This is a genomic window from Bradyrhizobium sp. AC87j1, assembly GCF_002936975.1.
Lineage (GTDB): Bacteria > Pseudomonadota > Alphaproteobacteria > Rhizobiales > Xanthobacteraceae > Bradyrhizobium > Bradyrhizobium shewense.
Map to the genome: position 1 here is coordinate 1 of NZ_PTFE01000039.1, position 22837 is coordinate 22837.

A 22837-nucleotide genomic window follows, 5' to 3' on the forward strand; every position below is an offset into this window, starting at 1 on the left:
CGGCTTTCCTCGCGCATCGCGCGGATCCCATAGACGATCTCGTAGCCGGCTTCCCACAGCTTGACGAATTCGGGAAGCAATTCGGGCGGATCCTGAAGGTCCGCCGGCATGAACAGCAGGACAGCGTCGCCGCGCGAGGCCATCACGCCGTTGAAAGTGTTGCGCAGCGGCCCGAAGTTGCGTGCGTTGACGATGATCTTTACCGCGGGGTCCTGTGCGGCGATCTCACGCAGGATCTCCATGGTGCGATCGTCGGAGGCGTTGTCGCAGAAGATGTGCTCGCGCTGATAGCCCTGGAGCTCGCCGTCGAAGATCTTCCGGATCGCCTCGTAGCAATCCCTGACGTTGAGTTCTTCATTGTAGCAGGGTGTGATGACGCTGATTGTTTTCACGTTCGCATCTCTGAAGCAGGGCAAATGGTCATCGCGGCGTGTCGGCGCCGTAGACGGCGGATTTGTGGTAATATCTGGCGATGCAGTCGTTCGGCAATCTGTCGGCGTCCGCCGTCACGTCGGCGGTCATCAGCAGGGATGGCGTCCATTTGTGCCGGCGAACCACGACAACCGGCTCGGGGCTCGTGGTCAGGAGGGCATGCCGTTCGGCGCTCTCCTGCCAGTACGGATACAGGCCCTGCCATTGCGCGCGCAACTGGAACGCCGTTGAGCTCAGGCTGAGCGAGACGATCGTGAGCAGCGCCAGGCTCGCGGGCATCCCGACCGGACCGAGCAGGCCACGAAACGCGCCCGCCGCAAGCCGTTCGCGCAATTGCTGGCTGTAGGCGCCGACGAGCAGCCTGAGGCCTAGCGTCGATCCAAACAGCAGCAGGATGAGCGCCTGGTTCTGCGCCCGCTCGATGAGCCGCATCCCCGTCGCATATCGATGAGCGAAATATTCGAAGTAACAGCACGCCAGGCAGATCGCGATCGTACCGAGAGCCAGCATCTTGCCCTTTTGCGGCGCTGGTTGCGTGGCTTGCGGCTCGGCCAACGCAATGAGGCCGACAGCGGCGAGCCAGGCGACCACGGCGGGCTCTCGAAGGAAGCGGCCGAGACCGGCGAGCGAATCGATCAGCGCTTGAAGAAATGACCATGTCACATGCCCGCCGTTCGGGAGCTGCTCCATGCGCGAGCTGTTGCCGCTGGCGGAGACAACGATGATCCATCCGATCGCGATGGTGGTCGCGATCAGGATGTGATGCACGATCTGACGCTGCTGGCCGAAGAGATACCGTGCGCCCAGTGACGCCGAGACAATCAGCAGCAGCCATGCTCCGGTAAATTCGTTGCCCAGTGCAGCGACGAAACCGCCCAGGGCCATCGCGAGGCTGAGCGTCCACGAGAAGCCGGCTTCCCCGTCAAGCGTCCGAACGCACTCCCCGAGGATCAGGATGGTGATCAACGCGGGCGGGACGTAACAGGTCACGGCCGAGAGCCAATAGAGCAGATCGCGCACGCTCGGCGCCGCGCTGACCACGGCGCTCGCGAATGCGAGCGTGAGGAAAACCAACTGGAGGGCGGCGGTGCGGGGCCATGCACGGACCATGGCGAGGGCCGTGCCGGCCAGAAACAGCGCCGCGCTCGCAGCCATCATCAGTGAATAGGCCGACAGCAAGCTGACACCTGTTGCGGCCGAGATCGCCGGCGGCACCTGGGTCAGCCACAGCGCCAGGATCCGACCCGACTGCGTATGATAGAAGAGCGACACAGTGTGGACGAAGCCATGGCGCGCGTACAGTTCCGCAAAGCAGAAGTCGTCATGTTCCGGCGCGCTGAGCGATGTCAGCGCAAACAGACACAACAGAAAAATTGCAGGAAACAGGCTGCAGAGCGTCCAGCCAATCCAGGCCCGGCGATCGGCGTGGGGACGCGCTGCCAGTGACATAACACCTTGATTGTACACGCAAAGCCCCCTCCGATCCGGGGCAGATTAGAGACAACCCGTCGAGGTCGCAATGTTCAATTCCGGCTGTTGCAATTTGGCTGCGTGCCATGCCGCCGGCGTCACTAGAACTCCCGCCGTTTCAGCCAGGCCCGCGTACTCCAATGGGCAAAACACCAGGCCGATCTGATCAGCGAGAGTTGCTCGACGTTGCGGTAGATCTGCCAAACCCATTTGGCCGAGCGCGCCGGACGGCTGGAGACCGAGGAGCCCCTGACGCGATAGCGCGCGAGGTCCTCGTTGAGGCCGTAGGCGGTGTGGCCGCGCTTGAGGATCGAGAGCCACAGACAGAAATCGTCGTAGCCCTCGTTCTTCATCGCGATGGGACCTGCGATCTCGCGGTCGACCATCGCGGTCAGCGTCGCGATCGCGGTGTTTTCCAGGAGCTGGCCATAGGTGAGCGAGGCCGGCACCTCGATCAGCCGTCCGGTGACGGTGTTGGCCTCGTTGATGCGGCGGAAGGCGGTATAGCTGAGGGCGGCCTGCTTCGCCTTCGCGAAGGCGAGCTGCCGCTCGAGCTTCTCGGGCAGCCACAGATCGTCGCTGTCGAGGAAGGCGAGATAGCGGCCATGCGCGGCGTCGATCGACGCTTGGCGCGCAAGCGCCGGGCCGCCGTTCTTCGGCATCCGGATCAGCTTGACGCGCGGGTCACGCTCGCTGATGTCAGCGATGATCGCCGGCGTGCTGTCGGTCGAGCAGTCGTCTGCGATCAGGAGTTCCCAATCGGCGAAGGTCTGGCTCTGCACCGAGCGGATCGTCTCCTCGATCAGGCCTTCGACATTCCAGGACGGTGTGATGATCGAGACGAGCGGCATGATGGGTCCGTTTAGTTCGCGCCGGCCGGCTCGGCGATGGCCGCGCGCAACGAGGCCGCAAAAATGTCGAGCAACTTGGGATCGCTGATATAGAGCTCGCCCGGATAAGACCGGCGCCAGGCGGACTCGAAATAGGGGGCGCCTTTGGCCGGATCGAACGGCCCGGTGGAGAGTGCCTCGCGCAGGCGTGCGGGCACATCGGCCAGACGATCGACCGCATAGACCAGCGGGCAGGAGCGGTAGAACGCATCGCCCATCACCACGACCGGCTTGCCGAGCAGCAGCGCCTCGGCCCCCGATTTGCTGTTGACGGAGATGACGGCATCGGCGCGGTTGAGCACGGTGTAATTGTTGGTCTGCGGTGGCAGCAGCACGAAATTGTCGAACCTGCGCGCCAGTTCGAACAGGCGATCGGCCGAGATCGCTCCGATCTGGGCGGGATGCTCCTTCACCACGAGCACATGCGAATCCGGGATGGTGCGCAGCAGGAAGTCGACGGTCGCGACCTGGTCGAGATAGTCCGGGGAGCGCAACGTCAGCGCCATGTCGGCGGGAACGTGGAACGGATAGTAGACGAAGGGCGCCTCGGGGATCGGCTTATAGAGCTTGCGCAGCCGCGTCGCGTTGAGCGCCATCGCGGCGTGTACCCGGGCGTGGCGCAGATTGTGCCCGAACTCCTGGTGCTTGCCGAGCGCGAACTGGTCCCACAGCTTTTCGGCGAGGCGGCGCGCGTTGCGCAGATTGACGACCTTCTTGAAGGCCGCCGAATAATGGTGCTGATCCTTCTTGGGGATGACGATCGCGCGTTGCGTCAGCGTATCGTCCAGATAGGCGCGCACTTCTGATGAGACAGCGTCCGTCGGCGTCGGCATCACGTCGGGTGCACCGAGTGCGTCGGGCGTGAAGTACATCCGGCCACGAAAGAACGAGGGTTCGATGAACCAGTTGCGGATGTCGCGGCGCCTGGCGGCGTAGAAGCTCGCGATCACCGAAAGGAAGCCGCCGAGCTCCTGCACCAGTTCGACGCGCTTGCCTTGCTTCTCGAGCCGGTCGAGCACTGTCTCCATTGCATTGGCATAGATCATGAAGCGCCGGCGCAGTGCCGCGGTGTCGCGGATGCCGAAAGTGAAACGCTCATGGCTGAACAGGAAGTTGGTCCCGTCGAGCCCGTAGGCCGCAACGCGCGCGTCGAACGCTTTGCGGTCGTCGGGCGCGGGGCCGGCCTTGAGGCCCTCGCGATACATGTTCGTGACCGGAACGCCTTCAGTCGTCGACATCTCCGCGCTGCGATCGTCGAAGGCGAGCAACTCGACATCATGGCCTGCCGCGCGCAACCGCTGCGCGACCGGAATCCAGAACCGGGTCTGGTATTCGGCAAGCGTGGTGATGAGAATGGTCTTTGCAGGTGTGGCCATGGCTCTATTGGGCGTGTTCGATCGCAATACTTGCGAGCGGCAAGCCCGTCGTCGCGCATTGTGCGCGTCTTGCCGTAAGTTGAGACGGGCTCGCCTGATCGTGAGCGGCGATGCGCTGTAGCAGGGTCTGGACGAAGGGCGGTGCGATTCGCTTGTCGCGCCGGGCGGGATTGAACTGGCTGCGCAGCCGCTCAGTGACGGCCGAGCCGAGCGCGGCGCTTGCGGCACCTTTGACGATCTGGCCAAGGCTCGGCTTGGCGCGCGTTCCCTTCACAGTCGCGAGCAGCGAGACGTAAGGCCGGCGTGAGCCCGCTACGCTGGTCAGGACTTCGGCGACACGTTCGGCGGCTTTTCCGTCATTGAGATGGAAGAAGGCCTCGATATCGGCGGCGTGAACGCGGGCGAAGTCGAAAGTCTCGGTCTCGCGCTCGATGTGATCGATCGCGCCAAGCAGTTCGTCGAACGAAGCGACCGGGCGACTCACGCGCGCGGGCAGTGCGGCATGGCCGGCGGTGACCGGCGTGTTCAGATATTCGAGCTGGAGCGGCAGCTTTCCGAGCAACACCGATTCGACGGCCGTTCCGCAATTGAGATGGATCACTGCGGCGGCGTTGCGGATGCGGTCGAGCACGCTGCCGGTGCCGTCAATCAGGACGTTGGCATGGCGCGAGAGGGCGTTGCGATAGACGTCCTCGCTCTCGAAGGGGTGCGGCCGCACGAGAATGTTGCGGTCGGGCCGCGCTGCAGCGAGCCGGTCGAGCTCGGCGAGATAGTTGGTGAAGACCTGCTTCAGGTCCGCGATGAAACGATCGACATAGGCGCCATCCCAACCGGCCCGCACCATCGCCTCGCGCTCACCACCCGGCTTGCCGGTGAAGCGCGAATTGACCAGCGGAAAATTGGCGTTGACGAGCAGATAGCCGCGCGGCTCGCCGTCGAGCAACGCGCGCCAACGTGGGGCTGCAAAGTCGAAGCGCGGACATCCGGTGAGGTGAAGCTGCTCCGGCTTCATGGTTCCGGCGGCCAGGAAGGCGTCGTGCAGCCGGCTGCCCCAGAAGAAATAGCCCGCCAGGATGTCGGCGTAGCCGCTGCCCTTGATGTGGGCGGCCATCGCCGGCGGCGAGTTGCCGCCCTTTTCCGCGAGCACGCCGCCTTCGGTATCGAGCACGTACAGCGCGAGGCCGGCCCTGGCGAAGCTGCGCATCAGGTCTAGGTTGACGGGACGCGCGTAGTTGACGACGAGTGCGTCCAGCCCGAGCCGAGGGACATCGACGGCCTGCTCGTACATCGGCACCAGCGCGACAGAGGCGCCGCGCCGCGCGAGTTGATAACCAAGCATGACTGCCCCCGGCAGGTCACGCTTGGGGTGATCGACCACCAGGCCTATGCGCAAGATGTGAGCTCCCGGCAGGTCCGCGTCAGAGCCGCATCACGGTGCGCTCGAGGTCCGTCAGGTCGCCGATCGAGCGGAAACGCGCCGGCGGTTCGGGAAAGATGCGCGGCTGCTGGATGTAGGTTGCCGTGTACAGCAGGCGGCTGTGATCCGACTGGATCCGGCTTCCCATGTGCAGGCAGCGCGCCGTGTTGACGATGAAGGACGACAGGCGGGGCGCGATCATTTCCTTGACCGCGTCGGGACCGGTCTTGGCGAACACCTGCGCATCGCTCATGTGGCTCTTGAGAGAGTTGCGGAACGCCTTCGACGGCCCGGCCGGAATGAAGGTGAACGGACCGTCGGCGGTGTTTTGCACATCGGTCAGGTAGATGAAGAGTTTGCAGACGCGTTTGTCGTCGTGGTCGAGATGCCACAGCTGGGAGAAGCTCAACGCCTGGTTCGGTGTCGGTTGCGACAACGTCAGCACCACGTCCGACAATTGCGGCAGGTCGTGCATGAAGTCGCCGATGATGCGCAGCGCAGCAGGCTGCAAGGCGCAGCGCACGAACGGATGGTCGGTGGCAAAGGCGCCGTTGACGAGATCCTCGTCCAGCAGGCTGACCCAGAACGATTTGTGCCCTTCCTTCTGCCGGCCGACCAGCTCCTGGAGGCGGTTCACCTTGCCGTCGGCGAACGATGCGACGGCTTCCGCGAGGCTGCGATCGACGATCGCGGACACGTCGACGTAGCCGTCCTCATCGAGCTTGCGGCTCGCCTCGGCCCATTCGGGCTTCGTTGGAAGCTGCTTCAGCAGCGCGACACGTTTGGCGCGGGCCGGCAACTGCAGGCTGGTCAGAGCCGCCTTCAGCACCCATCCGAGATCGGTGCGGTTGACGTGCCACAGCAGGCGGCGGAACTGGCTGATCTTCGCCTTCTTCGGGGCAGGCCGATCAGCCGTCGTGTCGACGGTTGTCATGTGGGCTCCCAGCAATACAAAAAACCATCATTGTGGATCGTCGGCGCGAACGGCATGCGTTCGCGCGCCAAGATGCGGACGCGGCCCTGTCGTTCGTAATCGTCGAGCGTCGAGAACAGCTGCGTTTGGTAGTCGACCGAGCGGATGTACAGGAAGCTGACGATATCTCGCGGACTTGCGAGATTCAGCAGCTCCGTCGTCGGCTCGATGTTGATGACGCGTTTCGGCCGCGCAGCAATGATGTTGTCCACCACCTTGCGCACGTCGTAGGGAATTTGCTCGATGCAGAAATAAGTGAAAACGACCTGGTCCCTGATCGCCGCGTAGTTCGGGTCGTTGCCGTCGGTCAGGTCGATCCTGTCGAGCGATATCCGGTCCGACAGGCCATAATGCGCCGCGATCTCGCGGCCCGCGGCGATGCCGTTCGGCGCGATGTCGAACCCGCGCAGCCGCCAGTCGGGATGATTGAGGTGAAGCGACAGCAGGTTGATGCCGCAGCCCGCGCCGAGCTCGACGATCTCCGTGGCGCCGCCCGTGTGCCGCGCGAGCAGCTCGCCGAGGGCCCTGGCGCGATAGCGATAATAGTCGTCGGCCGCGACCCTGCAGATCTGGTTGTCGACCTTGCGAAGACCCCGCGCGGGATTCTTCGGGATCAGGAATTCGCCGATGCCTGCGGCCTTCGTCCAGGCCTTTTCCGACAGCGTTCGCTGCCAATGCGATAGGTTGTACTCGGAATCAACGACGTCGGCCGTGCGTTTGACGCGACGCATCGCGAAACGCCCGATGCTCCTTGCCGCATCCAGCGCATAAGTCGTCGCCTTGTCCGACAACGAGGCCGGAGCGAAACCTGAGATGACGGCTTTCGTGTCTGTCGCGTGGATGTTCATTCAACTGCTTTTGGATGTCAGTCCCATCAGCTGTCCGACGGCTGGAAATACAGTCCGGTGCCGCTTTTCGAGCACGAGGAAGTATTGAAGCGTCCAGGTAATCAGACAGAAAACCATGGAACCGAGCGCGAGCTTTAGCACGCTGTCGAACCGAATGTAACCTGCAATTGTTGCTAGAAAAATGCTTGCCAGGACCAGGATTGCGAACTGGGTTCCGATCACTTTCGCGAAGCGATTGCGGTCGAGTTCGAGTGCACCGCGCAACTCTCCCAGCTGCAAGGGCAGGATGAGGATACTGCCGATGACCTGGCCGAGGATCAGGGCGCGTTCCGCGAACAGGTGCAACGTCGCGGCAGAGACTGCCGCCCAGATCAGAAGCTGAACGGCTATCAGCCTGTTGAGTCTGGACTGCACCTCCGGCCGCGTCAGGAAGATCAGGCTGCCGATCGCCACATATTGGCTACAGATCGGAACCAGGAAGCTCAGGCCCATCCAGAACGCGTAAGGCGCAAGGAGGGGACCGATCCAGATGTTCATGATCTCCGGCGAGAAGATCGCGGTCGCGGCAAGCGGCGGCACCACGAACATCGGCATCATGACGAGGCCGAGGTCGCCGAGGCGCTGGAACGACGTCGCGCTGCCGCGCTCGTCGAGGCGGCTGGCAACGGGAAGCAAGGCGGATGTCAGAAGGCTGACAACGACTTTGGAAACCCGCGACAATCGCACCAATGCGTCGTAGGTGCCGACCGCCTTGGGCCCGAACAGCAATCCGATCAGGAACGGCTGAAGCGGTCCGGAAATGCCGCCCATCAGTTTGCCCTGCAGCAGCAGCAGGCAGCGGTGCAGAATGTCCTGCCGGATGTCCGGGGTCCATGGCAGCAATCGCACATGCTTGTGCCTGAGGGCGACGAACGCGGCAATTCCAATGACGACGGCGCGGGCCACCAGCGTGGCGAGATAGATGTAGGCGACCACTTCAAACCCTGCCGCCGCCCACGAGGCTGCGAATGTCAGGCCGACATAGGCCGCCGTTGACGTGACCTCCGCAACGCGGAGCAGATTGTAGCGCTCGAAGCCTTTGACGGTCCCTTCCCACACCAGTGCCGGAACGAAGATCAGATTCGCGAGGGCCGTGTAGTGCATGATCCGGGTGAACGTCTCCACATGGACGGCGTCAACCTTCATCACGATGACGAACAGCGGCGTCGCGAACCAAATGGTGGCGCTCAGGATCAAGGTGAGAGCGATGGAGACCACCCCCAAGAACGCGATCTGACGGCTGGCCTGCGTCCAATTGCGGTGCTCTCTCGCGCGCGCGACGACCTGGGTGGCGACTTCGGACAGGCCGAGGTCGAGCACCGCCATCATGCCGCTTGGAAGCAGCAGCCGCGAGATGACGATGAGGCCGAACTCGGTCACCCCCCAGGTCCCGATGATCAGTGGAATCACCGCAAGGCCCAGCAAGGCGGCCACGCCGAAGGCAAGCGCCGAAATCACCGTATTCTGGATCAGGCGCTTGATCATCGATGTTTCGCTACCAGGCGCTCAGACCGCCGTCGACGGCGATGTTCTGGCCAGTCACGTAGGACGCAGCATCCGACACCAGGAACAGCATCGTCCCCACCATCTCGTCCGCGCGAGCCATGCGACCGAGCGGGATACGGGCCCCATAGCGCGCCTTGAAGGTGTCGTTCTGCCCGCTCTCCACCCCGCCCGGGGTGAGGGTGTTGACGCGAACGCCCTTCGCCGCCCAGTAGGTCGCCAGGTGCTTGGTCAGGCCGATGACGCCGGCTTTGGACGCGGTGTAGACCGCGGGCGTGTTGATGGCGCGACCAAGATATTCGGAGCCTTCGTAGATGCGCTGGTCGGGCGCCATCAGGCCGTAGATCGAGGCGGTCTGCACGATAGCGCCGTAGCCACGCTCGGCCATTCGGCCGCCGAACACCTGCGCGATGTTGAACATGCCGTCGAGATTGACCGCCATGATCTCCCGCCAGGTGTCCAGCGAAAACTTCTCGACGGGTGCAAAGAAGGCATCGACGTCGCGGGTCTTGCTCGCGGCGTTGTTGAGCAGGATCGAGACCGGCCCGAGTTCCGCTTCGATCGCCTCGGCCGTGTTGCGGACGGAACTCGGCTCGGTAATGTCGCAGCCATATCCTTTTGCGCCCACGGCATGGCGCGAGGCGACGTCGGCTGCCGCAGCATCGGTCGCGGCCTGATCGAGATCGACGATCGCGACGTTGGCGCCAAACTCGGCAAGGCCCTCGGCGAAGCGACGTCCAAGGATGCCGCATCCCCCGGTGACGACGGCGGTTCGGCCGGTCAGATCGAACAGAGCCTTGAAGCTCGTGGTCATCGCTTGAGGCTCCTCAGGCCGGCCGTCGTTGGCGCAGTAGCAGTTCCACCAGGACAAAATCGAGATCGGAATCGATGTCGATCGAGCGTTCTTCCGGCATTTCGAACAGGCGCGTATCCGGATAGAACACCGCGGGCTGCTCCAGGAAGGACGCGACGCGCCAGACATAGATCGACGCGTTCATGTCGAAGCAGCGCGGCGCATCCTGCCGGCGCGTGATCGGAGGATCGGCGGTTTTAGAGAGGCCGACGCTGCCATCGGTGCGCTGCTCGACCAGGTTGAAATAGGGCGAGCGTCGCGCCGGTGCACCGGTAATGACATTGCGTGTGCCGCTCTCGCGCAGCAGCGCGACCGCACCGGTGATGTCGGAGGCCAGCCTGAGCGGCGAGGTGACGTCGAGATCGACGAAGATTTCCGGCGTCCGGCCCGTTTGCGCGATGGCCTGCTCGAGACAGTGGCGGATCGCCGGCAGCTTCGGTGCGGTATCGGTCGCCATCTCGTCCGGACGTTTGACCGCGATGTCGGCGCCGGCCTTCAGGGCTGCCTCGAGTAGCGCGTCCGAATCGCTACTAAAGGCGATCGCATCGAACAGGCCGGTCTCGCGCGCCTGCGCGATGCTCCAGGCGAGCACGGGCCTGCCCAGGAGATCGCGCGCATTCTTCCCGACGACCCCTTTCGAGCCGCCCCGCGCGCAGATGGTGCAGAGGGCGCTCATGGCGATATCCAGGTCTTGGTGCGCAGAGCACGCTCGCTGGCGTCGATCAGATGCACGACCCCGAGCGCCTCGGGCAGCGAGCAAGCCGGGCTCGCGCCACGCATCGCCGCGACATGCATGTCGCGATAGCTCTGGTCGCGGTCGCTTGCGATCTCCGTTGCCTTGCCGTTGATCGCAAGGCGGCTGCCGACGAGATCGGCTTCGATGGTGTCGTCGTCGACATTGACGCGAATGCGGCGGATGCCCTGCCGATCGAGATAGTCCATGTGGACGTGGACCGATGGCGCCCGCTGCATATCGAGCAGCAGGTCGAGGTGGTCGTCGACGTCGATGTCGCGCGCGCCGGACGCGCCACCAAGCGCTGCGACGCGATGCCACGGGCCGAACAGCCAGAGCAAATAGTCCAGTTCGTGGCTGAGATCCCGCAACACGCCGCCTCCGGCATCGGCTGTGGCGGATGCGGTCGCACGGTGATCGCGGCCGGGCCGCCAGTCCCTGATGTCCTGGCCGACATAGGCGGCGACCGTGATCACGTCGCGGCCGCTTAATGTTTCGGCAAGCGCCGTCATGACCGGGTGGAAGCGCAGATTGTATCCAACGCTGACACGGGCGAACGGATATTTTGGGGGCGCTGCCGGTGTTGCGAAGAGCGGCTTTTCGACAAGCACGTTGCCGTGGAAGCCGGTCTGCGCGAGCTCATTCAGATTGTCCGCATGGCGCGCGGTCTCGGTGGCGATCACCACGTAGTCCGGATGCGCGCCCGCGACGGCCTGCGCGATCGATCCGTAGTCGCCGCCTTCGCGGCGGCTGACGGTCGCGACCCCTAGGCCAAGCTCGCGCAGGATGCGCGCATGCCTTGTGCCGATCGAGCCGAGGCCAACCACGACGGCTTTTGTGGAGGTCACGGGAAGACCTCGTGAAACTCCGCATGGGCCTGCTCGAAATCCTCCAGGCGGCCGATATCGAGCCAGTATTCGCGAATGGGATAGACCGCGACCCGACCCTTGCCGGCGATCACGCGTTCCAGCACGGTCGGCATGTCGATGCTGACGCCGGGCGTGACATGGCTGAAGACGGACTGGCCGATCACATAGATGCCGGCACTGACGAACCAGCTCTCAGTCGGCTTCTCGCGGATGGCATCGAGAAAACCGTCCGACGTGGACACCACGCCGTAGGGCACGTGCACCTTGTGCTCGCGCACGGCCATCGTCGCTTCCGCCGGAGTTCCGTTGTGGAAGTCGAGAAGCGCGCCGTAGTTGATCGTGGTGAGGATGTCGCCGTTGGTGACGATCATGGGCAGAGCCGGCGGCGCCCCGAAGAGCCCGAGCGCGCCTGCAGTCCCCAGCCGTTCCGTTTCGTGGACGTACTGGATATTGGCGCCGAAGGCGGCGCCATCGCCAAAGTAGTCCTTGATCGTCTGGGCCTTGTAGTTGACCGAGATGAAGATGTTGCCAAAACCCTGCTGCACGACGTTGCGGACGATCGTCTCGAGCAGCGGTCGGCCGCCGACATTGAGCATCGGCTTCGGCAGGTCGCGGGTCAGCGCGCCCAGGCGTTCGCCGAGGCCGCCCGCCATGATCAGGACAGGGTTCGGATAGTGAGCCGGTTCGAGCAGCTCATCGAGCGTCTCGACCACGACCAGATGGCCGCCCTCGTCGACAAGCGGAAGCTGCTTGATCGACTTCTGCCGCATCAGCTGCAGGCGATCCTCGCGCGGCAGCGTCGCTGGAGCCGACACCGGCGCGCGGTTCATGATGTCGGTCGCAAGCCCGGTGAGCGGGATGCCGCGCAGCAGGCCGCGCCTCACGTCACCGTCGGTGACCACGCCAAGCAGGCGGTTCTGGTCGTCCAGCACGAGCGCAATCTGAATGCTTCCGCTCTCGATGGCAGCAATGGCCTCGCCCACGCTCGCCTGCGTTCCAACGACGGCCTTACGCCAGGATTTCATGGCAATCTGCCTCGTATACGCCAGATATTGGGGGGCGGCCCACGGCTGAGCCTGCTATATCGCGGCTGCGAGAGGCGGCGTCAACCCCAACGACATCCTCTGAACAGCCCTGTTAACCCAAGCATTTCGCGGCCCGAATCAACGGTTTGAAGACCCGGGGTACCCCCGGTAAGATTGCCCCGCGCAAGGGAATCGGGATGGACGATCTCATCATCATCGGCGGCGGCGAGCATGCCGTCATGGTCTACGAGGCGGCGCTGCTGTCCGGCCAGTTCAAGGTCGTCGGCTTCCTCGATCGGCAGCCCGGAACGCTCGCCGACGTCAGCTATCTCGGAACCGACGAGGCCGCGCCAGAGTATCCGGATGCGGCCTTCGTGGTGGGAATCGGATCGATGCAGGCGGGGCCCGCACGCCGGCAGATGATCGGCCGCATGCAGGTCAAGCGCTGGGCGTCCGTGATTCATCCGCGCGCGATCGTGTCGCCATCAGCCACGATCGGCGCAGGTACCGTCATCATGCCGGGCGCGATCGTCAATGCGCGAAGCCGGATCGGCGATCACTGCATCATCAATTCCGCTGTTGTCGTCGAGCATGACGTGCGGATCGGCGACTGCACGCATCTGTCGCCGGGAACCGTGGTCGGCGGAGGCGCGAAGATCGGAGAGAACTGCTTCGTCGGTCTCGGCAGCCGGGTCAGGGACCACATCGCGATTGGCAACGACACGCTGGTTGCGATGGGATCGGTGGTTACGGCTCCATGCCCGCCAGGATCCGTCCTTCGCGGCATTCCGGCAAAGCCGCGGGGCTAAAGCGGATCGTCCGGCTCGAGCGCGCGGGGCGCGGCCGTTCCGACCAGCGACCAGTAGTCGATCGGCGGCCGGCCTGCGCCCGGACGCTTTGCGGTGATGTCGGCGGGGCCGATGGTCTCGCCGGCCTTCAGAGCGCGCGCCGCAACGATGCTCTTACGCGCCACAGGGACGTTCCTGATCTCGGAGTCCTTGGGCGTCTTCACGCCGTCGCCGAGAGCGCGTTCGACGTTGCGGATGGCCACGACCATGCGCTTGAAATCGTCAGGCTCCAGTGAGGCCGCGTGATCGGGGCCTTGCGCCTTGCGGTCGAGCGTCAGGTGCTTTTCGATGACCGTCGCGCCGAGCGCGACGGCGGCCACCGAAACCTCGAAATCGTCGGTGTGATCGGAGTAGCCGACCGGAAGCTGGAAAGCGGACCGCATCGTCGCCATTGCAGCAAGGTTCACGTCGCCGATGGGGCAGGGATATTCGGTCGTGCAATGGAGCAGGCTCACATGCTGTGCGAGCGCCGTCCGCGCTGCCGGATCGCGCCACGTCGCGCGGAAGGCGGCAATGCCGGGTGGCCCGCCAGATGGGCCGTAGCCATGCGCAAGCACGCCCAGCGCCTCCTCGATCTCGCCGAGCGTTGCCATGCCGGTCGACAGAATCAAGGACGCGCCGGCCTTCGCGGCCGCATGCAGCAGCGGCGCGTTGGTGAGATCGCCCGATCCGATCTTGATGCGCGGCAGTTTCAGCGACAGCAGGAAGGCGAGTGAAGCGTCGTCGAACGGCGTCGACAGGAATTCGATGCCGCGTTCCCTGGCGCGTTCGATCAACGTGTGATGCGCGGCACGCGGCAACTCGAGCCGCTCCAGCATGGCAAGCTGACTTTCGTCAGCATCCGTCGTACGTTGCTGATAGTCGGCCTTCTTTGCCGCGCTGCCCGCCAATGCCTTCGCATTGAAGGTCTGGAATTTGACGATGTCGGCGCCGGCGTCCGCGGCGGCATCGACCAGCGCCAGCGCCGTCTCCAGGCTTCCGTCGTGATTGACGCCGGCTTCTGCGATGATCAGCGTGTGCGTTGTCATGCCTGCGCCCCACCTGGCCGAAGCTCGTAAAAGCCCTTGACCAGAAGCTGCCTGAAATCCGGGACGCCGGCGACGATTTCGGCAAATCGCCGGCTCGATTCGCCGTCGCCGTAAGGGTTGACGGTGGCTTGACGGCCGCGCTGAAGCCCTGCCGCGATGGCAGCGGCAATTGCGCCGCGCTCGGGCGCTGCGTGAAATACCGAGGCCGCGCGCTCGCGTCCCTTCTGACGGTCGCCGATATCGACGGTGGGAACGCCGAAGGAGGGCGCTTCGAGTACGCCGCTCGAGGAATTTCCGATGACCAAATCCACCTGGCTCATCAAGCTGAGATAGCGAAGCTGCCCGAGCGAGGCGACCGCGATCGTGTTCGGCCGGCTGGCCGCGAAAGCCTCGATCCTGGCGTTCAGGGCGCGGCCCTCGGCGTCGGCGTTGGCGAGCGTGAACACGAAACGAAAGGCGGGATCGAGCGTCGACAGGGCAGCGAACAATTCATCCAGTTCAGCCACCGAGCGCCCGGCTTCGACCGTGACGGGGTGAAACGTGATGAGCGCATTGCGTTCGCCGAGCGGCATCCCGATCGCGCCGCCGATGTCGTCGCGATTCATCAGATCGAGATGCTTGATGGCGTCGATGCCGACCGAGCCGATGGTATGGATACGCGACGGGTGCTCGCCGAGCTGCGTCAACCGCTGCGTCGAGCCCTGATTACTGGTGAAATGCAGATGCGACATCTTGCTGATGGCGTGGCGCGTGGATTCGTCGATCGCGCCTTCGGTGACGTCTCCGCCGAACAGATGCGCCATTGGCAGCCGCATGAACATCGCGGCCTGCGCGGCTGCGAACATCTCGAAGCGGTCGCCGAGCACGACGACGAGATCCGGCTGTAGCCGGGTGAAGGTATCGGCAAAGCCGATGACGCCGAGGCCGACCGATTTCGCAACGCCGGCGCCGGTGTCGCTGCTCAGTAGCGTTTCGACGCGCTCGTCGACCTCAAACCCCTCGTCGCGGATTGCGTTGAAGGTGTAGCCGAACTCCGGCGCAAAATGCATGCCGGTGGCGACGAGTTGAAGTGTCAGGCCCGGCGTTTCCCGGATCGCGCGCATCGGCCAGACTAGCAGCCCGAAATCGGCGCGGCTGCCGGTGACGAAGCAGATCTTTCGCGCGCCACTATTCATCGGGAGACCTGATGCTGGCGCTGCTGGGCAGGTTGATCAGCCGGCGTTCGATGGACTCGGCGGTGGAAAGATCGCCGCGGGGGTTTTGCGCGAACATCGGCAGCTTGTGCATCAAGGTCCAGGCCGGGCGCGCGCCGAAGCCGGCGTCGTTGAGCGCGGCGAGGACGTCGTCGCGGCGGCCTGCATTTTCCTCGTCGAGCAGGATCGCATTCAGCCAGTAATTGCTCGTGGTGTCCTTTGGCTCGCGCGAGAAACGGACGCCGGCAACATCCGCAAAGGCGCGCTGATAGGCCGTGGCTAACTTGCGCTTGCTCGCCAGGAAGCCGTCGAGCTGCTCGAGCTGGGCGCAGCCGAGCGCCGCGTTCAAGTTCGGCAGGCGGTAATTGAAGCCGATCTCGTCGTGGATGAAGGCCCATTTGTGCGGCAGCTTGGCCGTCGTCGTCAGGTGCTTGGCGCGGCGGCCCAGCTCCTCGTCATTGGTCAGGATGGCGCCGCCGCCGCCGGTGGTGACGATCTTGTTGCCGTTGAAGCTGAGTGCTGCAAGGCGTGCCTGCGATCCGACCGCGTGACCTTTGTAGGTCGATCCCAGCGATTCCGCGGCGTCTTCGACCAGCGCGATGCCCCAGTCGCGGGCGATCGCGGCAATCTCGTCAAGCTCGACCGGGTGGCCGAAGGTGTGCATCGGGGCGATCGCGGCGATGCGGCGGCCGGTCTGGCGGTTGATGGTGCCGGTGGCAGTCTTCTGTGCGATCGCATCCAGTCGCACCGCGAGCGCGCGCGCGTCCATGCCGAGCGTCTCCAGCGAGCTGTCGACGAAATGCGGCGTCGCGCCGCAATAGGCGATCGCGTTCGTCGTCGCGATGAAGGTCAGCGCCGGCGATATCACCTCGTCGCCGGGCTCGACACCGGCGAGGATGAAGCAGGCATGCAGCGCGGCCGTGCCATTGACGACGGCGACCGCGCGCTTGGCGCCGGTGACCTCCTCGAGCATGCGCTCGAACCGATCGACGAAGGGACCGACCGAGGAGACGAAGGTGCTCTTGATGCATTCTTCGAGATAGGCGATCTCGTTGCCGGCGAACACCGGCTCGTGCAGGCCGAGAACGCCGTTCGGCGTTCCCACCGCGCGTCGCACGGCATCGACGATCGTCTTTTGGTCAAAGCCTGTCCTCGTCACGTGACTGTCCACCACCGCCTCAGACATTGTACACGTCCGCCTTGTAGCGGCTCAGATTTGCAGGATTGGTGAACCAGTTCACCGTCTTGACCATGCCCCGGCGCATACCCTCGATGCCGCCGAATTCCGGACTCCAGCCGAGCTGCTGGCGTGCCTTGGAATTGTCGGCCCAGAGCCGCTCAACCTCGCTGTTGGCGGGACGCAGCCGCGCTTCGTCGGTCTCGATTTCGATCGCCGTCCCCATGACGTCTGCGATCATCTGCGCGGTCGCGCCGACCGAAATTTCGAAACCGCTGCCGAGATTGATGGTCTGGCCGACGACTTGCTCCGCAGGTGCCGTAAGGCCCGCGATCAGACCGCGCGCGGTATCGGTGACGAACGAGAAATCGCGCGTCGGGCTGACGGCGCCGAGGCGGATCTTGCGCTTGCCGGTCGCGATCTGGCTGATAACGGTCGGGATCACTGCGCGCGCCGATTGCCGCGGACCAAAGGTGTTGAACGGGCGGATCACCACGACGGGCATGTCGAACGAAGCCTGGAATGACAGCGCCATCTGGTCGGAGGCGATTTTCGAGGCTGAGTAGGGAGACTGCCCGACCAGCGGGTGGCTCTCCTTGATCGGAACCGTCTGCGCGGTGCCGTAGACCTCGCTGGTCGAGGTCTGAACGAAGCGCCGTACCCCGGCCATGCGCGCGGCCTGCAGCACGTTCACGGTGCCGCGCACGTTGGTCTCGACATAGGAGTCGGGCGCGACATACGAGAAGGGGATGGCGATCAGCGCCGCCAGGTGCAGCACGTCGGTGCAGCCGCTCGCGGCCGCGATCATGAAATGGGGATCGCGGATGTCGCCGGCGATCACGTCGACGGACTTCATGTCGTCGGCCGGTATCGTGTCGAGCCAGCCCCAGGAGTTGAAGGAGTTGTAATACACGATCGCCTTGACGCGGGCGCCGGCCTTTACCAGCTCCTCGACGACGTGCGAGCCGATGAAGCCGTCGCTGCCGGTAACGAGGACGCGGGCGTCCCTCAGATCTGCCATGCCGGACCCCAAAAGGCGATTAAGTCAGTATTCGCAACAAGATGGCGCTATAGCACACTGGCGGTTGCGCGCAACAGAGCAGCGCTTGGGGGCTGCCAAATGCCCGGGGATGCAGCAGTTTTTCGTGGCGTGCCTAAGCCTCGCCCACCGGACTCAGGCGCTGCTTTACGAACGTCTCCAGATTTCCGCCTTCAAACAGGTGACCCGCAACGCCCGCCGCCTGTGCGGCTTCCATGTCGCTTTCCTTGTCCCCGATCACCATGCTGCGTGTCATGTCGACGGGGAAGCGCCTGACGAGGTCGGTGATCATGCCGGGCGCCGGCTTGCGGCGGTCGCTCATGCGGCAATAGCGCGCGACGGTTCCGTTGGGGTGATCAGGGCAGTATTCGAATGCATCGATATGTGCGCCGACCTCTGCCATCTGGTCCGCCATCCAGCGGTGCAGCGTGACCACGTGATGCTCCTCATAATAGCCGCGTGCGACGCCGGATTGATTGGTGATGACGAAGGCAAAATAGCCGGCATCGTTGACGGCTTTCACGGCCTCGCGTGCCCCCTCGATCCATTCAAGCTTGTGCGTCTCGAACGTGTATCCAGAATCGTGGTTGAGCACGCCGTCGCGATCGAAGAACACGGCTGGCCGCCGCAGCTGCTGGCGTAATTCGCGATCGGCGCGCGCGAAATCATCGGGAATGCCGATGTCGATGAAGTAACCGCGATAGGCCGTGCCACGCAGCGCGCCGGACTTCGCAAGTCCGGGGAATATCTCCTGCTCGAGCGAAGCGGGAAGCGTCGCGATGTCGTCGAGAACGGACTTGTCGATCACGTAGATGCCGGCATTGACCGGTCCCGTCGCACCCGCACCCGGGGCGATGAAGTCACGCACCAAGTCGCCATCGAGCACGACGCGCCCGTAGCGATCGCCGACGACGCCGTCGCGCAATGCCATGTGCACGCGCCCGTCATGCGCGCGGGCGATCAGATCGAGCAGGTTGAAGTCGAACAGGGAATCCCCGTTGAGCAGCAGGAAACGATCGTGCAGCAGATCGCGCGCATGCACGAGCGCGCCGCCGGTGCCGAGCGGCTCGGTCTCGCGCGACACGACGATTCGCGTCCGCCCCCGGACGGCCGCGGCGTAGTGCGTCTCGACCATCTCCGCCTTGTGGCCCGCGAGCAGGAGAATCTCATCGAACACGCCATAGCGCACCAGCTCGTCGATCAGCGTGTCGAGAAACGGCCGTCCGCCGACGTCGAGCATCGGCTTGGGAACTAGCTTCGTGCGCTCACCCAGCCGGGTGCCCAGTCCACCGACGAGGATCGCGGCTTGTCTCAGCATGAGATGCCCTTTTCACAGCATGGTTGGCGGGCCGTAGTGCCAATCTGCGACCATGCCAGGATCAATGTCCGGTCCACTTCATGTCAGCGCGAGCAGGGAATGCGAACGACCGCAGCCTGCCTGTTGGCAAACAGAACTGGAAAAGGGCTGGTGCGCAACGCATCGGTGACCGCAGGATCTATCGGCTCGACGGGAGGAAAATAGCTGAGGCGCTGGCCGGCCGCGAGATGTGTCCAGGCGATCGTGCGGGGCGTGATGATCGCGACCAGGTTCCAGGCGTTGTTACCTGCTTCCAGGATATTCTGGATCGTGGATTTGGCTTCTTCACCCGTGAGTTCCGGGCTCAACGGGGTGTCTGGGTCGGAAGACGGCAGCGCCGTTTCCGGAAGCGGTGCCGTTACGGTGCGGACGGATCGCATCATTCCGCCCAGAGCATCGGCCCTTCGCATCTGGAAGAAGGTCTCCGAATTGATTGCTCCCACCAGGGGCGCGATCAGGCTGCAAGTGTCTTCAAGCCGCTGACGACCTTCGGCAGGCTGCAGCATCGTGCGCACCACCGATTTTGTCCGCTTCGCGACCGCTTCATTCACGGTGTCCAGATTGGAGAACAGATAGGCGGCCGGCGCGCCCGTGACCGCCTGGACGATGCCCATCGTATACGGGTCCGAAAGAATGATTCCCTTTCGCAGATTGTCGCGGAGCCAGCGAGCGACTTCAAGATCGTCGGCGTTGTAGTGTGAAACGACTGCAGTGCGGTCGGGAAGCGCGCCGTAGCTGTAGCTCCTGACAATGCCGGACAGACCGATCCTGTCGACCGCCACGCCCAATCCCACGACCCCCACCAGACCGTAAACGTAGATCCGTCTCGACCGGGCGAGGGTCGACAGCGCGAGTATCGTGAGCAGCACGATGCCTGCGATTTCCGTCGGTCGTAGGAACGCCTGGTAGCGGGCAAAAGGAAGGTCGGTCCGCCAGGCAAAGGCGTAGACCAGAACCACAAGAGCAGTCGCAAACAGCGTAATGGTTGCCGCAATCAGGACCCGTCGATATCGGGAAGGTCTGGAATCGATCAGCAGCTGACAAAAAGTCTCAGCGGCCGTGATCGTGAACAGCGACATTATGATCGTGCTGATGCGGTACAGGAAGGGGAAGCCCGAGAGTACGGCGAGCATCAGGCCGCAGCCGGCAATCCAGGACCACACGAGTGTCGCGAAGCCTTCGCTTTGAGGTCCGATCGTCCCCGAGGGACCACGAAAGACAGGCCGGGTCATCGACCACCATGCAACGCCCACTGTGATGCAGATGGTGAAAAGCGGGCCCATCGCCCGGCCAAGCTCGATCGTGGCGACCTGTGGTCCAGAGCCCAGGAACAGCTCTTCGCCACCTTCGATCCGTCTGCCCAGGATCAGGCCGGTAATCGAGGAGAACGTGTCGTTGGCGCTCATCTGCGGAATGTAGCCGAAGCGCATTCCCGCAACGCAGACGACAATTCCGCCAATGATCAGGGGCAGCGCGAAGGACAAAAATCGCAGGGTCGCGATGCTGACGGACGGCCACGCGGAGATCATCCGCACGATGGCAAGATACAGAAGCCAACTGGCCAGGACGGTTGGAACGAACAGGAAGGAGCCGCGATGTGCAAGCAGCAGCGTTGCCGGCCAGATCCAGCCAAGAAAGACAAGCCCTGCATATTTTCCGGTGTTGCTCAGGATCCTGACCACGAGTAGCCCGGCCATAAGCAACGCAAGTACAAGCGTGTTGTTGTTGAATGCGAACGCGAGCAAAAGCGTCGCGCCGGCGATAACCGCCAGCAGCAAAACAGATCGCGTCGACAGTTCGGTTGCGGTCCGCTTCGAATTGCTCATCAGCACGCCGAGAAACACGACGCTGCTGGCGACAGCCAGGCTGCCGTTTGTCATCAACACGACAGCGTTGCCGATCGCGGCGAAGAAGAAGGCGATCCATTTTCGCGGGGACGTGGAATAGACGCCCTGCACGAAGGCATAGGACGCCAACAAGAAGAACAGGATCGAGAAGAAGCGATAGGTCCAGCTGAATCTCAGAAGATCCAGGCCGAGCGTTCCAGCGAGGGAGCCTGCCAGTGCTGAACGAAGATCGACATAGGATTGGGCCGCGTAGGGATTGATGACTCCACTGTCGGCGTACTCTTGCGCGGTCTTCATCCAGTGAACATCCGCGCCGATGTCCCCGTAAGGAAAGCTGGAAAATGCGCCGAAGGACCACCACCATGTCAGGAGCGCAATCGGCAGCGCCAGGATGCACCAAGTAGCGGCGGCGCGTATATCGCCGGAGTTCGGGCGCCAGTTCGGCCATGACCAGGCAAGGCCGAAGCCGGAGACGGCAAGCATCGCGGCGAACTGAAGCCACATATCGTTTACGAATAGCGAGAGTAGTCCGAGCAGGATGCCCGTTGTAGAGGCGCCAACCGTAAATCCGAGAACGACGAACTGAGCTTTCGTGAGCCGGCACACCTCGATGATTTTCGTTGACGCAATGGTCAGAATCGAAAATCCGGTCCCGAGCTGCATCAGGAAGAACAGAAGCGTCAGGACAAATGTGGTCGTCCACATCGCGAGGTCTCTACAATGGGCTTCGGCAAAGCAACCGGGAAATGGCGATCTTCAGTGTCCTATCGATAGATCGGCCGGGCGGCCAACGATCAGCGAGCCGAGCGTAAAAAGATCCTCTTCGGAGAAGCCTTTGAAGCATGGCGCCAGTCGTTCCAGGATATGCCGCTCCGGCGGCCGGCGGTCAGGTTGGTCGCTGAGCAGTTGAAACCCCGCCTCCCTGAACAGCTGCAGATATTCGCTGTGGCGCAGGCGATTGACGTATTGGAAGCGCGACTGGAAAGGCGCCCAATCCGCCTCGGAATATGTCAGGAAGTTGAATGAACTGATGGATGGATCGAAGCCTTTGAAATGGTCGCCATAGTCGATTTGCATGAGGACCAGTCCGTCAGGACGCATGATGCGTCGCAGTTCCTTCAAGATTGCCGCGATGTCGCGCTTGGGAATGTGCTCGAGCGTTTCGACGGAGACAGCGCAGTCGATCGACGCGGCGGGCAGGCCCGTCGTCCGGGCATCGGCCGGTGCGCGATAGTCGATCCTCCACGAAGGTTCGAGGTCCTCCAGGGAATTTATGTCGGCGTGGTCAGTGCCGCTCAGTCGAGAAACGATGGCGGCGTTGGAGCGGATCAGCTCCAGCTTGGCCAGGCGCTCGATGTCGACCGTGATGAAGCGCCGGGCCCCGTGAGCGCTGAAAGCCAACGGAACGATCAGATCGCGTCCGGCGCCGAACTCGAAGCAAGTCGAATCCTGCAGCGGCCGCAAGCTGTACTTCTCGTGAACGGCCAGCAGCCGCTGCGCCAGGGTGTAGATGGATCTGACCTGCTTTTCGGGTCGCGGCAGCCGGCGTGTGACGTAGCGCTGCAGGGCGTAGTGCAGGCCTTCGCCCCAGGGGATATTCGACAGCACCGAGAACGCCCGCGCCTTTGTTTGCCAGCGCACGTCAGCGTTTCCCCGGCGGAATGGGCGCCGTGATTGGAGTGATGCTGAGGAGCAGTCGCTGAAGCACGGTGTGGATCCAGGAAAGGCCGATGTTCCGGCCTGTTTTCAGGCGGGTACCAGGTCACATAGCCGGATTCGGTCATACGGGAGGCGCAGCGGCAATGCAAGGATTCCAGGGCAGGCAGGATCGCGGGCACCTGTACCGGAAGCGGAGTGTCATCTTGTCTGGCTGCCACGCCTTGTCCACTGCCACGCGGCCGCAAAGACTGGCTGATCTCG

At 63.6% G+C, this 22837-nt stretch carries 20 protein-coding genes; 1 reads left to right on the plus strand and 19 read right to left on the minus strand.

Annotated features, from left to right (window positions below; genetic code table 11):
* The 12 genes from CV770_RS20635 to CV770_RS20690 all read right to left on the minus strand — a co-directional run.
* The coding region (locus CV770_RS20635) for a glycosyltransferase family 2 protein (RefSeq protein WP_146101323.1) at positions 1-392 on the minus strand (392 nt) is incomplete at its 3' end.
* A 28-nt stretch (positions 393-420) separates the two neighbouring features.
* Complete coding sequence (locus tag CV770_RS20640) at positions 421-1881, minus strand: DUF6056 family protein (RefSeq protein WP_104463618.1); 1461 nt, start codon at positions 1879-1881, stop codon at positions 421-423.
* A gap of 122 nt (positions 1882-2003) precedes the next feature.
* A complete protein-coding gene (locus CV770_RS20645; RefSeq protein ID WP_104463619.1) occupies positions 2004-2753 on the minus strand; it encodes a glycosyltransferase family 2 protein in 750 nt (249 codons plus the stop codon).
* 11 nt (positions 2754-2764) lie between these two features.
* Complete coding sequence (locus CV770_RS20650) at positions 2765-4168, minus strand: capsular polysaccharide export protein, LipB/KpsS family (RefSeq protein ID WP_104463620.1); 1404 nt, start codon at positions 4166-4168, stop codon at positions 2765-2767.
* 4 nt (positions 4169-4172) lie between these two features.
* The gene (locus tag CV770_RS20655) at positions 4173-5561 is read right to left on the minus strand and encodes a surface carbohydrate biosynthesis protein (protein WP_201759948.1); all 1389 of its coding nucleotides are present in this window, start codon (positions 5559-5561) and stop codon (positions 4173-4175) included.
* Positions 5562-5586: 25 nt separating this feature from the next.
* Positions 5587-6519: a hypothetical protein gene (locus tag CV770_RS20660; protein WP_104463622.1), complete on the minus strand. Its 933-nt coding sequence runs from the start codon at positions 6517-6519 to the stop codon at positions 5587-5589.
* The gene (locus CV770_RS20665) at positions 6516-7406 is read right to left on the minus strand and encodes a class I SAM-dependent methyltransferase (protein WP_104463623.1); all 891 of its coding nucleotides are present in this window, start codon (positions 7404-7406) and stop codon (positions 6516-6518) included. Before CV770_RS20665 ends, CV770_RS20660 begins: the two co-directional genes overlap by 4 nt.
* On the minus strand, positions 7407-8930 hold the full coding sequence (locus tag CV770_RS20670; protein ID WP_104463624.1) for an MATE family efflux transporter: 1524 nt from the start codon (positions 8928-8930) through the stop codon (positions 7407-7409).
* A 10-nt stretch (positions 8931-8940) separates the two neighbouring features.
* A complete protein-coding gene (locus CV770_RS20675) occupies positions 8941-9762 on the minus strand; it encodes an SDR family oxidoreductase (protein ID WP_097668484.1) in 822 nt (273 codons plus the stop codon).
* Positions 9763-9775: 13 nt separating this feature from the next.
* The gene (locus tag CV770_RS20680; protein ID WP_104463625.1) at positions 9776-10477 is read right to left on the minus strand and encodes an acylneuraminate cytidylyltransferase family protein; all 702 of its coding nucleotides are present in this window, start codon (positions 10475-10477) and stop codon (positions 9776-9778) included.
* Positions 10474-11382, minus strand: a complete 909-nt coding sequence (locus CV770_RS20685) for a Gfo/Idh/MocA family protein (protein WP_104463626.1) — start codon at positions 11380-11382, stop codon at positions 10474-10476. Before CV770_RS20685 ends, CV770_RS20680 begins: the two co-directional genes overlap by 4 nt.
* Positions 11379-12428 (minus strand): nucleotidyltransferase family protein, encoded by a 1050-nt coding sequence (locus tag CV770_RS20690; protein ID WP_104463627.1) that lies wholly within the window; start codon positions 12426-12428, stop codon positions 11379-11381. The genes CV770_RS20685 and CV770_RS20690 overlap by 4 nt, the downstream gene beginning before the upstream one ends.
* Before the next feature lie 197 nt (positions 12429-12625).
* On the opposite strand from CV770_RS20690, the gene CV770_RS20695 reads away from it, so the two are divergent.
* On the plus strand, positions 12626-13237 hold the full coding sequence (locus CV770_RS20695) for an acetyltransferase (protein WP_104463628.1): 612 nt from the start codon (positions 12626-12628) through the stop codon (positions 13235-13237).
* Here CV770_RS20695 and neuB read toward each other — a convergent pair.
* The 7 genes from neuB to CV770_RS20730 all read right to left on the minus strand — a co-directional run bounded on the left by neuB (position 13234) and on the right by CV770_RS20730 (position 22558).
* Positions 13234-14304 (minus strand): N-acetylneuraminate synthase, encoded by a 1071-nt coding sequence (neuB, locus tag CV770_RS20700; protein ID WP_104463629.1) that lies wholly within the window; start codon positions 14302-14304, stop codon positions 13234-13236. The genes CV770_RS20695 and neuB overlap by 4 nt on opposite strands.
* Positions 14301-15479: a UDP-N-acetylglucosamine 2-epimerase gene (neuC, locus tag CV770_RS20705; protein WP_104463630.1), complete on the minus strand. Its 1179-nt coding sequence runs from the start codon at positions 15477-15479 to the stop codon at positions 14301-14303. The genes neuB and neuC overlap by 4 nt, the downstream gene beginning before the upstream one ends.
* Positions 15472-16656, minus strand: coding sequence for a LegC family aminotransferase (locus CV770_RS20710; RefSeq protein ID WP_245453808.1), 1185 nt, complete (start codon positions 16654-16656; stop codon positions 15472-15474). Before CV770_RS20710 ends, neuC begins: the two co-directional genes overlap by 8 nt.
* A 19-nt stretch (positions 16657-16675) precedes the next feature.
* Positions 16676-17695 (minus strand): NAD-dependent 4,6-dehydratase LegB, encoded by a 1020-nt coding sequence (locus tag CV770_RS20715; RefSeq protein ID WP_104463632.1) that lies wholly within the window; start codon positions 17693-17695, stop codon positions 16676-16678.
* 133 nt (positions 17696-17828) lie between these two features.
* Entirely contained in the window at positions 17829-19031 is a 1203-nt protein-coding gene (locus CV770_RS20720; protein WP_104463633.1) for an HAD-IIIA family hydrolase, read from the minus strand.
* 83 nt (positions 19032-19114) lie between these two features.
* On the minus strand, positions 19115-21622 hold the full coding sequence (locus CV770_RS42160) for a hypothetical protein (protein ID WP_104463634.1): 2508 nt from the start codon (positions 21620-21622) through the stop codon (positions 19115-19117).
* Positions 21623-21673: 51 nt separating this feature from the next.
* The gene (locus CV770_RS20730; RefSeq protein ID WP_201759949.1) at positions 21674-22558 is read right to left on the minus strand and encodes a class I SAM-dependent methyltransferase; all 885 of its coding nucleotides are present in this window, start codon (positions 22556-22558) and stop codon (positions 21674-21676) included.
* Positions 22559-22837 lie beyond the last annotated feature (279 nt).

Excerpts from the sequence above, each read along its gene's own strand:
- CV770_RS20640 (WP_104463618.1), bottom strand. The coding sequence starts at position 1,881 with ATGTCACTGGCAGCGCGTCCCCACGCCGATCGCCGGGCCTGGATTGGC.
- CV770_RS20645 (WP_104463619.1), bottom strand. The coding sequence starts at position 2,753 with ATGCCGCTCGTCTCGATCATCACACCGTCCTGGAATGTCGAAGGCCTG.
- CV770_RS20650 (WP_104463620.1), bottom strand. The coding sequence starts at position 4,168 with ATGGCCACACCTGCAAAGACCATTCTCATCACCACGCTTGCCGAATAC.
- CV770_RS20660 (WP_104463622.1), bottom strand. The coding sequence starts at position 6,519 with ATGACAACCGTCGACACGACGGCTGATCGGCCTGCCCCGAAGAAGGCG.
- CV770_RS20665 (WP_104463623.1), bottom strand. The coding sequence starts at position 7,406 with ATGAACATCCACGCGACAGACACGAAAGCCGTCATCTCAGGTTTCGCT.
- CV770_RS20670 (WP_104463624.1), bottom strand. The coding sequence starts at position 8,930 with ATGATCAAGCGCCTGATCCAGAATACGGTGATTTCGGCGCTTGCCTTC.
- CV770_RS20675 (WP_097668484.1), bottom strand. The coding sequence starts at position 9,762 with ATGACCACGAGCTTCAAGGCTCTGTTCGATCTGACCGGCCGAACCGCC.
- CV770_RS20680 (WP_104463625.1), bottom strand. The coding sequence starts at position 10,477 with ATGAGCGCCCTCTGCACCATCTGCGCGCGGGGCGGCTCGAAAGGGGTC.
- CV770_RS20690 (WP_104463627.1), bottom strand. The coding sequence starts at position 12,428 with ATGAAATCCTGGCGTAAGGCCGTCGTTGGAACGCAGGCGAGCGTGGGC.
- CV770_RS20695 (WP_104463628.1), top strand. The coding sequence starts at position 12,626 with ATGGACGATCTCATCATCATCGGCGGCGGCGAGCATGCCGTCATGGTC.
- neuB (WP_104463629.1), bottom strand. The coding sequence starts at position 14,304 with ATGACAACGCACACGCTGATCATCGCAGAAGCCGGCGTCAATCACGAC.
- neuC (WP_104463630.1), bottom strand. The coding sequence starts at position 15,479 with ATGAATAGTGGCGCGCGAAAGATCTGCTTCGTCACCGGCAGCCGCGCC.
- CV770_RS20715 (WP_104463632.1), bottom strand. The coding sequence starts at position 17,695 with ATGGCAGATCTGAGGGACGCCCGCGTCCTCGTTACCGGCAGCGACGGC.
- CV770_RS20720 (WP_104463633.1), bottom strand. The coding sequence starts at position 19,031 with ATGCTGAGACAAGCCGCGATCCTCGTCGGTGGACTGGGCACCCGGCTG.
- CV770_RS42160 (WP_104463634.1), bottom strand. The coding sequence starts at position 21,622 with ATGTGGACGACCACATTTGTCCTGACGCTTCTGTTCTTCCTGATGCAG.